The sequence below is a fragment of the Psychroflexus torquis ATCC 700755 genome (assembly GCF_000153485.2).
In the GTDB taxonomy this organism is placed as follows: domain Bacteria; phylum Bacteroidota; class Bacteroidia; order Flavobacteriales; family Flavobacteriaceae; genus Psychroflexus; species Psychroflexus torquis.
Window position 1 is genome coordinate 3046128 of record NC_018721.1, and the last position, 13192, is coordinate 3059319.

Annotated in this window: 7 protein-coding genes and 1 pseudogene; 1 reads left to right on the forward strand and 7 read right to left on the reverse strand. The window is 35.4% G+C overall.

Annotated features, from left to right (window positions below):
* Positions 1-6 precede the first annotated feature (6 nt).
* From P700755_RS13085 to P700755_RS13110, 7 genes and pseudogenes are all read right to left on the reverse strand, one after another.
* Positions 7-3231, reverse strand: a complete 3225-nt coding sequence (locus P700755_RS13085; protein WP_015025132.1) for a SusC/RagA family TonB-linked outer membrane protein — start codon at positions 3229-3231, stop codon at positions 7-9.
* Between the two features lie 363 nt (positions 3232-3594).
* The gene (locus P700755_RS20825) at positions 3595-3843 is read right to left on the reverse strand and encodes a hypothetical protein (protein ID WP_245535942.1); all 249 of its coding nucleotides are present in this window, start codon (positions 3841-3843) and stop codon (positions 3595-3597) included.
* A gap of 212 nt (positions 3844-4055) precedes the next feature.
* Positions 4056-5429 carry a SusD/RagB family nutrient-binding outer membrane lipoprotein gene (locus tag P700755_RS13095; protein WP_015025133.1) on the reverse strand — a complete coding sequence of 458 codons (1374 nt, stop codon included), beginning with the start codon at positions 5427-5429 and terminating at the stop codon, positions 4056-4058.
* A gap of 13 nt (positions 5430-5442) precedes the next feature.
* Positions 5443-8619, reverse strand: coding sequence for a SusC/RagA family TonB-linked outer membrane protein (locus tag P700755_RS13100; protein ID WP_015025134.1), 3177 nt, complete (start codon positions 8617-8619; stop codon positions 5443-5445).
* 786 nt (positions 8620-9405) lie between these two features.
* The gene (locus tag P700755_RS20050; RefSeq protein WP_157609301.1) at positions 9406-9576 is read right to left on the reverse strand and encodes a hypothetical protein; all 171 of its coding nucleotides are present in this window, start codon (positions 9574-9576) and stop codon (positions 9406-9408) included.
* A 3-nt stretch (positions 9577-9579) separates the two neighbouring features.
* Positions 9580-10020 carry a DUF4372 domain-containing protein gene (locus tag P700755_RS13105; protein ID WP_083858516.1) on the reverse strand — a complete coding sequence of 147 codons (441 nt, stop codon included), beginning with the start codon at positions 10018-10020 and terminating at the stop codon, positions 9580-9582.
* 150 nt (positions 10021-10170) lie between these two features.
* Positions 10171-10626: pseudogene (locus tag P700755_RS13110) on the reverse strand (putative type IX sorting system protein PorV2); the annotation flags it as partial.
* 409 nt (positions 10627-11035) lie between these two features.
* On the opposite strand from P700755_RS13110, the gene P700755_RS13115 reads away from it, so the two are divergent.
* A complete protein-coding gene (locus P700755_RS13115) occupies positions 11036-13183 on the forward strand; it encodes a S9 family peptidase (RefSeq protein ID WP_015025135.1) in 2148 nt (715 codons plus the stop codon).
* Positions 13184-13192: the final 9 nt, after the last annotated feature.

Below are 13192 nucleotides of genomic sequence, written 5' to 3' on the forward strand. Positions count from 1 at the left end.
TTTTGTTTAAAAATTAAACTTAAGATTCATACCATACTGCTGCATAGCTGGGTAAGCACCAGATTGGTAGCCTTGGATATTTCCAGAACTTAATCCAGCTTCAGGATCTGAATATGGCATATTCTTATCAATTATCCATAAGTTTCTACCAATAATTGAAAGCGAAGCACCAGTGAATGGTAATTTTTCTAAAACTTTATCACCAAAACTATACGTTAAGTTCAATTCTCTCAATTTAATGTACGATGCATCATAAACATGCCCTTTATTAGCGTCACGAGCATAACCGTAAGGATTTGCATAAGTGTCGAAAGGAACTCTTGTTTGGTTTTGAGAACCATCAGCATTAACGCCTGGTAAAATTATACCACCACTATCAGCTCCACTTGTTAAAGGGGCTCTCATCTCGTTGCCTAAGTCATTTATACCAGCTGTTCTATCATAAACACCAGTAGCCATTCCATACCAAGTATCGAGAGAGAAGATATCTCCGCCTTCTTGTATATCGATCAAAAAGCTAAATCTGAAATTCTTGTAAGTAAAAGTGTTAGTAATACCTGCATTCCAGTCTGGCTGTATGTTTCCAATTATTTCATTATTTGATGACGTCGTTTCGTAATAACCACTGCTATTAACAGTTTTACTACCACTAGCATCATATACATAATCAGTTCCTCTTATGGTCCCATATGGTTCACCTGGTGCAGCATTTATAGAGATACCTCCTTGAAGGCTTGCCAATTGAAGGTTGTCTATACCATCTGTTAGACTTATTACTTTATTTCTATTTCTAGACCAGTTTACACTAACATTCCAACTAAAGGCATCCAGTTCCAGAGGTGTTGCGCTAAGTAAAACCTCAAGACCTTTGTTTTCAATTTCACCTGCATTAAGTAATTTTCTTGTGTATCCAGTAGCATTAGACACAGGAACCGGTGTAATTTGGTCTTCTGTTCGTGTTCTATAATACGTAAAATCTAAATTCAGCCTATTATCTAAAAAGCTTGCTTCTAGACCAACTTCAAAAGACTTTGAAGTTTCAGACTTCAATTCAAGATTATTCAGTGTACTATTCAAACTTGCTATACCTTGACCATTAAATGGTGTAGATATTACATAGGTGTTGAAAACATCATAAGGGTCTGTCGCACTACCTACCTGAGCATAGTTTGCTCTCAATTTTGCAAAACTTAACCAGTCTTTCTCTATAATGTTTGAAAGTAAAACACTAGTTGAGATTGAAGGATAAAAATATGTATTATCTGCCTTTGGGAGTGTAGATGAACGATCTCTCCTCACAGTGGCTTCCAAATAGTAAGTGTCTTTATAACCTAAACTTCCTCTGGCAAATAAACCATCAACCATCTGGTCCGCTTCGTATTCAAGTGGTGGTTGTAGAGGGTCTTTACTGTTGCTCAGAGCATAAAAACCAGCAGCATTTAAACCCCCGTTGGTAGATGCTCTAATAAAAGTTTGTTCGTTTCTTCTAAGGTTGAAACCAATATTACCGTCAAGATTTAAATCATCATTTAAATCTTTATTGAAATTTAATATTAAATCGTAATTATATTCAGCAACTCTGTTGTCAAATCTCGAGTATCTAGAGACACCAACCGATCCTACATTCTTACGCTCTTCTTGTAACTCGCTATAAGTATCGAAGGTAAAACGACCTAATACACTAAACACATCATTGATTTCATAATTTAAATTAACGTTACCAAAATAACGATTACGAGTATCGGTCTGAAAATTTTCGTATCTTGTAAAGTACGGGTTATCAGTATATATAGGTGTTAAGTTATCAGGTCCATTAGGATTCCAGGTTATATTTCTTCCTGTTTCAAAATAGGCATCACGTTGCTTATAAAGGTCAACATTAGATTGATTCCATTGTCTAAAGGATTGCATGACATTCAAATCATCATAACCTGTTCCATATCTACCTTTACCATCAGTTTTAATGAAATTAACATTAGAAGCTACCTTGAGTTTGTCTGATAAATCATGAGATCCAGAAAATTTAATATTGTTTCTCTTAATACTACTATTCGGAAGGCTACCTTCTTGATCTAGGTTAGTAAAACCGACTCTGTAAGTACTTTTGTCAGTTCCCCCATCTAAAGCCACGGAATTAATCATAGTGTACCCTGTCTCCCATATGTCATTTGGAGTCTTATCTGCAGCTACCCATGGAGATGCTTGCTGGTAAGTATCCAATCCTGGATATATAGAATTCCACTGGTAGATCATTCGATCTGGGTCGAATGCTGCACCAAAAGAGGCGTCCTCTGTGAAAGGAGTTGTTTCATCTAAAACACCATCGCCGTTGATATCACTCAAATTGAAATAGCCATCCTCAGATTGATAATATGGACCATAACCTGCACCATATTTTTGTTGATACTTTGGTAATGTACTTTCGTCTGCATTTGAAAACATAACAGAAGATCTAATACTTACTCCAAGACCTTTGTTTTTCGATCCCCTTTTAGTTTCAATAATTATGACACCATTCGCAGCACGCTCTCCATATAAGGCTGATGCAGCTGCACCACGTAAAACATTAATAGATTTGATGTCATCAGGATTGATATCAGATGCTGCATTACCATAATCAAAACCTCCTTGTCCTGATCTCTGTCCACCAGTGTTTGAATTTTGGTTAATGATAGGTGTCCCATCTACAACAAATAAAGCCTGGTTGCTACCCGTTAAAGAGGCATTACCTCTTATGACAACGTTAGTTGAACCACCCATAGTTCCAGATGATTTTACTTGAAGCCCAGCGACTTTTCCAGATAGAGCATTCGTAAAATTCTGTGTTGCTACATCAGATACTTCATCTCCATCGAGTTCTTGAGTTGCATAACCCAAAGATTTTTTCTCTCTTTTGATGCCTAAAGCAGTTACAACCACTTCATCAAGTTGTCCAGTATCATTCTGTAATGTTACTTGAAAAGAAGATTGACTACCTACAGCCACCCTCTGTTCCTTCATTCCTAAATAAGAAAACACAAGAACAGCCTCTTGTCCCACTTCGATAGAGAAATTTCCATCAAAATTAGTTTGAGTACCATTACTTGTTCCATCTTCTATTACGTTTACGCCTGGTAGGGGTAAACCACTGTTGTCTACAACAGTTCCTGTCACTTCTTGACTTTGCGCAAAACCTACATGTGAGATTAAAGCGAAAAGGAATAAGAAGATCCAATTTACATTTTGTTTCATTTGTTAATAATTTTTATTTGTTAGAATTAGCCGCGACGAAACTAAGGGTTAACCAAAAACTTAACAAATTGATAACGTTAAATTTGCATAATTTTATAAAATAAAGTCTGAAAATTGAGTCATTACTCTGTAAGTTAATGACTTACACTCTTACCTGAATACGGACTATTCTAGTTTTAAAGAAAAAAAATTGGAATATAAGGCAAAGCTTTGGTATTCAATATCGGTAAGGGCGTAGCCAATTTGAAAACCTTTATACCAAAATCCTACTTCAATTAAGCTGGAAACCAATGTTAATTATCTCATCAATAATTGATTAGAGTTTTTGAAAATTACTGACGCCACCTCTTAAGTAAACAAAATTTATATAGTCAACTTCAAAATCGAAACCAAAACCATAACCGGGGTAGCACTTATAGATTCAGAGGAAATAATATCATTGGTTTCTGCAAAGCGAAAGTCCATATTAAATGACATAGTAAGATCCAAATCTTTGTGAATACTGTTGGTTTTAGAAATTCCAAGTTGAAGTTTTGGCAGTCTGATTTCAGTTGTCTCAGCTGTGGTTTGGTTCATCAATGGCGCCTTGGATAATGGCCAACTCAGTATCATCAAAAGTCCAAATTGGTCAGATTCAATTTCTTCGACTACTTAAAGCTTAAAAGAAAGCGAGTAATCTTTTTTGAGTACGTTTTACATGCTTATTCTTTACTGATGCTCGTATTACATTTATATTTTAATGTATCGCTATGATAGGACGTGACGATTTTAAACATAAAAAAGCTGCTAGGTTTACTAGCAGCTTTTGTTTTTATGATAATCAACTATTGAATTGGGAAAACCCAAATATCATCGTCTAACAAATGACCTCCTTGTGCTTGAATTGCTTCCTCATAAGCATCTGGATTAGATTGTCTTTCCGTTATAGGATAGAGCAATCTTCTTGGTACTATTCCAGACGGATTATTTCCGTTTACACCATTAGGATCTGGAGTCAACGCTGGAAATCCTGTTCTTCTGAAATCATTCCATACTTGAATAGGAGCTTGACCATACATAGCTTTATATTTTTCAATTATAATAGTTTCAATACCATTATAAGTAATATTTGCAATGTATGCATCTATATCAGGAGTTGGTATTGAAAGATATTCCATATTTGTTCTAATGGCTTCTTTCATTATAGATTCTCCGTTTCCGTTTCTCTCTGTGGCCTCAGCTTCAATAAACTTTACTTCAGCATAACTAATCACAGGCGATGCACTATTTAATTTACTCCAAACCAAATTAGGATCATCATCACTAAAGTAAAGAAAATTACCCCCGTCATCTTCAACCATATACAATGGCTGTCTGGGGTCGTTCGTCATTAAATCAGCAAAAAAATCACCGATGATCATCGTATTTGGTCTTTGAAATCCAAATAGAGAAAGTGGGTGTCCTCCATTTTGTGAATTTTCAAAAAGGAAGTTGAGTTGACCATCATTACTACTCATAGCAAGATTAATTTCTGTCAATGCATTTTGAGCTGCTGAATTAGATTTACTAGTTAATTGAATGTAGAATCTTGCCTTCAAGGCATGAGCAGTAGCAATCCATTGGGTGGGACTAGCGTCAATTAAATCTCCTTGAATTCCAACTGGATCATTGGCCTCAAGGTCATTTATAGCTTCGTCTAATAAATCTAAAATTATAGTATATAATTCTTCTTGGTCATCATATTTGGGTGATAAATTTTCTGCACCTAAAAAAGCTTCTGTGTACGGAACGTTTCCCCATGCGTTTGTAGCTATACCAAGATTAATTGCAAGGTATACTTTTGCAACTCCTCTTGTATTAAAATTTTCTTGAGTTGTAGCTCTTTCAATTATATCTACAGCATCTCGCATAGATCCCGTGTACAATCCAAAATCCCAAGGATTGCTGGTGTCATTTTCTCCAATTACATATGAAGTATAACCTAATTGTTGAGCATCTACTCCTTTCCACTGCTGCGTAAGGATACCACCGTACCGTCCTAAAACAGCACCTATGTTTCTATGAGTCTGTGTTTGCATTGCAGGAACTATTGCAACTAATGGCACATTTTCTCCACCTGGTCTTGATGGGTCATTATTGGTAGAGTCATACTCACAAGCAGTAAGTATCACAACTAAAATTAGTGTGAGTTTTGTTATATGTCTTTTAAAGTATTTCATGATTATAATATTATTAAAAATTAAGTCTAACAGTTACTGCGTAACCCTTAGTGTTAGGTTGGTTGAAATAATCTAATCCAATACCATTCGAAGCTCCTGTTAAATTTGTTTCAGGATCAATACCTGGATAATCAGTAATTAAGAAAAGATTTCTTCCTGTAACAGTTAAAGAACCACCTGTAAGAAAAGTTTTATCAAGAAACTTATTTGGTAATGAATAAGTAAGAGAGGCTTCTCTAAGTCTTACCCACGAAGAATCATAAATATAATCTTCAGAGACTCCTCCAAACCCATATCTGACCCATCTATTAGCTCCAAGACCATTTGCAGGGTCAGCTAAAGCGACTTCTGTAGAGTTGGTTTGTCCTGTGGTTTGATTTACTCCATTGAAAACAAAATCAGTAATACCTCTCTGCTCTGCTGTTGTTTGAGATGAACCAAAATAATCAATTATACCACAAGTTCCACACCATACATCTCCACCCTGTCTAATGTCAAGTAAGGCTGATAACGTAAAGTCCTTGTAAGAAAATGTATTTCTAATCCCCATTGTAAAGTCAGGTATTGGATCTCCTACAATTCCATTCTCAGGATCTACAACTGGAAATCCGCTGTCGTCTATTAAGACTTCTCCATTATCATTCCTTAAAAATTTTGATCCAAATATCGCCCCGTACGATTCACCAGCAATCACCCTACTAGAGGTTGATGTGAATCCTGCTAAGAGAATAGACTCTACACCTGGAGCCAACTCTTTCACAGTATTTTCAAAGGTAGTCCAGTTAAGATCAATATTCCAATTAAAATTATCTCCGACTATCGGCTTTAAAGATGAAGTAATCTCCCACCCTATATTCTCTATAATTCCTGCATTTACAGTTCTATTTGTGAAACCAGTAACTGCAGGTTGGTCGACTTGAATTATTTGATCTTCTGTAGTTTTATTATAATAAGTCAGATCAATTTTTATTCGAGAATCATAAAAGTTGAATTCAGCACCTACTTCAAATTCTTCAGTTGTTTCAGGAGTTATATTATTATTACCCAACAAAGATCCTCTTTCAAAAGCTACTGTTGAAAAAATAGGAAATTGATTGTCATCTATAAATCCGTCACCTCCTGAAGCTGCAGCGTTGTAATAGGTTAGTGTAGAAAATATAGGAGCATCATTACCAGTTTTACCGTAAGAGCCTCTTAATTTACCATAATTCATATTTCCACTGTCAAAAAGTTCTGTAAAAACAAAACTAGAACCAAAACTATAAGATTGAAATGAATTATCGTTTTCAGGCAGAGTTGATGACCAGTCATTTCTTAATGTACCGTTTATAAAGAAAGTGTTATCATAAGAAAATCTAGCATCTGCTAATACCGCATCAAGTTGTCTCCTACCTACAGATTCTGAAACAGCTTGTGTAGCTGTGTTCGATATTATAAAAAATCCCGGAATTGTCATTCCTAATCCAGTGACAGCATCGAATTGAGTTTCAGTTTTAAAACCGTCATAACCTAAGACACCATTGAAATCCCATTTTTCATTTATTTTTTTCTCTGTAATAAATAAAAGCTGAGTGTTAATGTCCTCATTAAATATAGTTTGGTTGAAAACTTGGCCTTGAGGGTTACCAGCTGAATTAATATTTACCCCTTGCTTCCTCTTATCTGCGTATTGGTCATAACCTAAGGTTCCTTGAATTGTTGCCCATTCAAATGGCTTGTATTCAAAAGATAATTTACCAATAAATCGTTTTACATCGTCAAACGAAGGGTTTTGAGAAACTGTCCAATACGGGTTATCATAAACGCCATTTCTATAACTTCTCTGAGTACCATCAGGGAATAAGTATGTTGAAGGGGTATCAGCAGCATCTCTACTTGTTAATCCATTACCATTATCAAATGTAGGAGTAGTTCTTGCCAAACCAAGCATTATTCCTGAGACGTTTGAGCCTCTTTGAACTCTTCGACCCCCAGAATTAATATAATTGGCATTAGCTGAAATTTTGAAATTATCTCTTAAATTGGCTGAAATATTAGTCCTAAAAGATGTTCTTGAAAATTGCTCTTTAGGAGAAACTCCTGTTTGATCTAATTGTGCCCCAGAAATATAATACTTGATTTTTTCAGTTCCACCTCTCACGGATACGCTATTATCTTTTAATACACCAGTAGTGAAAAAATCGTATTGATCATAAGCATTTGCAGATTGTCCGTTTCCATCTCCTCGTGGTACTAATCTACCATTTCTATCGAAAGGATATGAGCTATCACCATCAAATTCTAATGATGAAATTTTTGGACCCCAACTAAAGCCATCTTGGGTTTCTGGACCTCTATAAGTATTAACACCTCCTACTGGTCGACCTTGTGCAAATTCGCTTTGTAAATCAGGAAGCTGATTCACATTACTAAATTGATAGGAAGAAGATACGGTCACTCTCGGAGCACCAACTTTGCCTTTTTTAGTAGTAATAAGCACTACTCCATTAGCTGCTCTAAGCCCATAAAGTGTTTGAGCTGCAGTTCCTTTCAAAATTTCTAAAGATTCAATATCCGATTGATTAATATCGATAGCTCTGTTTGAAGAGTCAACGCCACCGGTTCCGTTACCACTACTTGAATTGTCTATAGGAACTCCATCGATTATAAAAAGAGGAGAATTCGACCTACCTATAGAGGTGTTTCCTCGAATACGAATATTGGAAGATGCCCCAACAGAACCTGAAGAACTTACAACACTAACACCTGCAGCTTTAGATGATAGAGAATTTACTAAGTTTGTCTCCCCAGTGTTCTCAATATCCTCTGATGTTACAGTTTCCGCTGCATAAGTTAGAGACCTAGGATTGGATTTAATGCCCAAAGCAGTTATCACTACCTCGTCGAGCTGCCCAGTATCATTCATTAATGTTACTTCAATAGAAGATTGACTACTTACTGCCACCCTTTGTTCCTTCATTCCTAAATAAGAAAACACTAAAATGGCACCTTGTTCAACTTCGATAGAAAAATTTCCATCAAAATCAGTTTGAGTACCATTACTAGTTCCGTCTTCGATTACGTTTACTCCTGGTAAGGGTAAACCACTGTTGTCTACAACAGTTCCTGTTACTTCTTGACTTTGCGCAAAACCTATATGAGAGATTAAAGCGAAAAGGAATAAAAAGATCAAATTTACATTTTGTTTCATTTCTTAATAATTTTTATTTGAATTAGCCAAGAACTAAACTAAAATTTAAACTTTTTATTTAAAGGTTAAATTTTGTTAAATTATAACTAATTTTACAAAATTTATTAAAATATTTTATTGTTGTCCGTTAAAAACATGTGGTTATTGTCTTCAATGTCAATAAAACCGTATTAACATCTTGAAAACATAAAAGTAAGCCCCGTATTATTTATTATATTGAAACTCAAATTTTTATTGAGAATCATCTGGGTTTCCTTTATTTTTAACAAATTATTTAGCATAAAAATCTACATTGTTGAAAAAGTCTTCGAAATTCATATAACTAAAAAGGTACTTTTGTAATAAACTGACTAAATTTGAAAAACTTCAATATTTAGTTAGCCTCTTTTCTCATACTTGTAATAAGTAGCAAGGCAATAAGTGTATACCTAATTTGTATCTGTATTGTATTTCTATTATCACCGTAAAAATACTGTAGTGGGAAGTTTTGTTTTATTAAATGGTAACTCTACTTCCTATCGTTTTTTATAAAGTAGAGCTATTCGTTCCGCAGTCAAATCAAATAGATTGGACAGGAAATAGTAAACCTTATTTTTTCTTCGTTATAAAACGATACTAATCGCAGCTCAGCCTTCTTTTCTTTCCCTTTATAATCCTTATATTTAAGGGCAATTTTAGCATCTCTTAAGATATTATCTGGAGTGGCTTCTTGGAGGTCAAACTCTTCTAAAAGTGTTTCTTTATCGTTGTTTTTTAATCGGTTAACAAAAAGATTCCTTCCTCATTCTAGGTCTCAAAGAGCGCATAGTTATTGTACGCTTTTTCAAACGATGCTACTTCGCCTTTATTCATTGCTCTTTCTTTTTGTATAAGCAAAGAGTAGTACTCACGTGCATTACTATGGTATACTCCTACAGGTATTCCTGGTTGAATATCTAATTTTTGATGACTTTTCATTCCTCATTTTCGTTTTCCATTATTAGGATTACGCCCTACACACTCAAAAATTGGCTGAAAAAGAGCTATTGTGGTAGAGTCTATGGCATATACTTTTTTGTCGATTACCAACTGCTTGTGGCTGTCCAATAAATCTGGGAGATACTCGGTTACTAAATCACGATAAATATCTTCAAAGACAATACAGTCTCTTCTTTTGTTATCATCAGAGCTTGTACTTCTCTTTGGAGAATAATCAAACTTACAATGCGGAATTTTATCACCATAGTTTAGAATACCACCACACAGTTCACGAAGAGAGTTGCATCCTGAGGTCACACCACATAACATTGTGATTAAGTGCTGAAATGTTGAAAACCGCTTGCAGTAATGATTCGATTTGTGAGATAAGGCCCGCGCCGTTATTTTACTTTTATTAAGCAAACCTATCATTTGACTGAACATCAGTTATCCAAAAAAATAGCAGTTTTACTCGTAGTTGAATTTTTGGTCAAATATTAATTCTTCTGTTTACGAAAAAAGCCTTAATCTTTGATGCCTTTTTTATCGGACACTAATGAAAATATTTAGGTAAGAGTTTAAGAAATTAAACTCTTACCTAAATACAGACCAATCTAGCTTTACAGAGAAAACATTGGAATACAAGGCAAGGCTTTGGTCTCCAATATCGGTAAGGGCGTAGTCAATTTGAATACCTTTATACCGAAATCCTACTCCAAAATTGGGTTGGAAACCAATGTTGGTTCCCTCACCACCAAGGGATTCAAGGTTTTGAAAATTACCGACGCCGCCTCTTAAATAGACTAATTTGATATAGTCAACTTCAAAGCCAAAAGCGGGAGTAGCACTCATAGAACCTGAGGAAATAATATCATTGGTTTCTGCAAAGCGAAAGTCCATATTTAAGGACGTAGTAAGATCAAAATCTCTGTGAATACGTGTGGTTTTAGCAATGCCAAGTTGAAGTTTTGGCAGTGTGATTTCAGTCGCCTCAGGCGTGGTTTGGTTTTGTCCATCGATAGCGCCTTGGATTGTGGCTAGCTCAGCATTTATTAAACTGTCCTAAAAGTTAGAGCTACAAATATAGGTATAAATCTAAAATTTGACTAGCTATAATGAGTATTCGCATTATTAGTGAGCTTGAAGGAATAATGTAGAGGTGTATGGTTTGTTTGTTCTTGAATAATGTAGTAAGACAACTATTTTCTTTAGTTTTGATTCCAAATAGTAGCACTATTTTCTAAAGTGCAAAATAAGCAATGCATAGGAAATTTGTAATATTATTCTATAACATGTAAGACTCTTTTAATAAAATTGGACTCATGGTATAGATTGAAAAAGAATACTATTTAGAAAATAATATAAGTTATGAAAAAAGGGGTTTTGAGAAGCTTGCTATGCTTTTTGTTTTTTTTTGGTATTGGTCAAGCTCAAAATGCATTGCCGTTACAATTAAAAGATGTTTATAAAAAAAAACATATACGAACAAAAAAGTTTTGGTCCTGTAAGGTGGATGAAAGACAACAAAGGGTATTCGACTCTTGAGACCAACAAAGAAATAGGTGGTCATGATATTGTTAAATATGATGCACGAAGTGGAACAAGGTCAGTTTTGGTATCTGCTAATCAATTAATTCCTGAGGGCAAAAATGAACCTATTACAATTTCGGATTACAAATGGTCTCTTGATAACAATAAACTCCTTCTTTTTACAAATACACGTAAAGTTTGGCGGTATCACACCCGTGGTGATTATTGGGTGTTGGATTTAAAAACCAATAAATTGGTAAGACTAGGACAATCCTTGCCCACGGCGACCCTGATGTTTGCAAAATTCTCTCCAGATGCCTCCAAAGTCGCCTATGTAAGTGAATTAAATATATATTCAGAAAATCTTGAAAGTCATAAAATAGACCAGATCACCAAAGATGGGGGTGGCAATATCATAAATGGTACTTTCGACTGGGTTTATGAAGAGGAATTAAATTGTAGAGATGGTTTTAGGTGGAGCCCTGATGGTGAAAATATTGCATATTGGCAATCGGATACCAAGGATGTGGGCACTTTTTATATAATTAATAATGTAGATTCAATTTACTCAAAACCAATTCCATTGCCTTATCCAAAGGTAGGAACAGAACTTTCTACTGTAAAAGTAGGAGTAGTTTCTGTTGATGGGGGAGCTACAAAATGGTTTAAAGTACCAGGCGACCCAAAGAATAATTATTTAGCCCGTATGGATTTTATTCCTAATTCTAAAGAGGTGATGATCCAGCAATTGAACCGCAGACAGAATACCAATAAGATCTGGGTTGGGGATATTGAGAATATGGAGCTTACCACTATTATGACAGAGAAAGATGAGGCTTTTTTAGATATTCATGATGATGTGCGCTGGTTGGAAAATGAAAAATATTTTACATGGTCTAGTGAGAGGGATGGTTGGTTACACCTTTACAAGGTTTCAAGGGATGGTAAGGTTATCCAACCTATCACCAAAGGAGATTTCGATGTTGTTGAAATTAATAGTATTGATCCAAAAGGAGGGTATGTTTACTATATTGCTTCCCCCGATAATTTTACCCAGAGATATTTGTACAGAAGTCGCATAGATGGAAAAGGAGATGCAGAAAGAATAACTCCGAGCACAAATTCGGGTCAGAGTTCTTATCAAATCTCCAATGATGCCAAATGGGGAATTCAAGTATTCCAAAATGCGGTTACCCCTCCTATATATTCTTTAATAAGCCTTCCAAATCACAAGCAAAAAAGAATTTTAGAGGATAACAAGGAGCTAAAGAATAAATTTGATGCCTTGGCATTGAATTCAAAAGAATTTGTAAAGGTTAATATTGGAGATGTCCTACTGGATGCTTATATGATAAAACCTAAAGATTTTGATGCTAGTAAAACATATCCATTATTGTTTTATGTCTATGGGGAACCAGCAGCATCTACCGTACAGGACAATTGGGCTGGTGGCAGTCTATGGGATCAATATATGGCTCAAAAAGGGTATGTTGTCATGAGCGTCGACAATCGCGGTACAAAAACACCAAGAGGTAATAAATGGCGTAAATCCATTTATGGTCAAATAGGGATCCTCGCTTCTGAAGACCAGAGTAAGGCTGCGAAAGAAATATTGAAAACCTACGATTTCTTAGACTCATCACGAGTTGGAATTTGGGGCTGGAGTGGAGGTGGTCAAATGACACTGAACTGTATGTTTAAATACCCGGAGATTTATTCTTCAGGTTTAGCCGTTTCATTCGTGTCCGACCAAAGGCTTTATGATGCTACTTATCAGGAAAGATATATGGGACTATTGGAAGACAATGCCAAGGGTTATCATGATGGATCACCAATTAACTTTGCGCAAAACTTGGAGGGAAATTTGATGATTATGCACGGAACGGCAGACGATAATGTTCATTATCAGAGTTTTGAGATGCTAGTAAATAAATTAATTAAGCACAATAAGATGTTCAATATGATGTCTTACCCAATGCGAGCGCATCGTATTAATGAACGGGAAAACACATCCTATCACCTCAGAGAAACAATGGAAGTTTTTTGGGAAAAAAATTTACCGGCAGGGGGAAGGTAAATCTGTGAA

Coding starts and splice junctions, on each gene's coding strand:
- P700755_RS13085 (WP_015025132.1), bottom strand. CDS start 3,231: ATGAAACAAAATGTAAATTGGATCTTCTTATTCCTTTTCGCTTTAATC.
- P700755_RS20825 (WP_245535942.1), bottom strand. CDS start 3,843: ATGATACTGAGTTGGCCATTATCCAAGGCGCCATTGATGAACCAAACC.
- P700755_RS13095 (WP_015025133.1), bottom strand. CDS start 5,429: ATGAAATACTTTAAAAGACATATAACAAAACTCACACTAATTTTAGTT.
- P700755_RS13100 (WP_015025134.1), bottom strand. CDS start 8,619: ATGAAACAAAATGTAAATTTGATCTTTTTATTCCTTTTCGCTTTAATC.
- P700755_RS20050 (WP_157609301.1), bottom strand. CDS start 9,576: ATGAAAAGTCATCAAAAATTAGATATTCAACCAGGAATACCTGTAGGA.
- P700755_RS13105 (WP_083858516.1), bottom strand. CDS start 10,020: ATGTTCAGTCAAATGATAGGTTTGCTTAATAAAAGTAAAATAACGGCG.
- P700755_RS13115 (WP_015025135.1), top strand. CDS start 11,036: ATGTTTATAAAAAAAAACATATACGAACAAAAAAGTTTTGGTCCTGTA.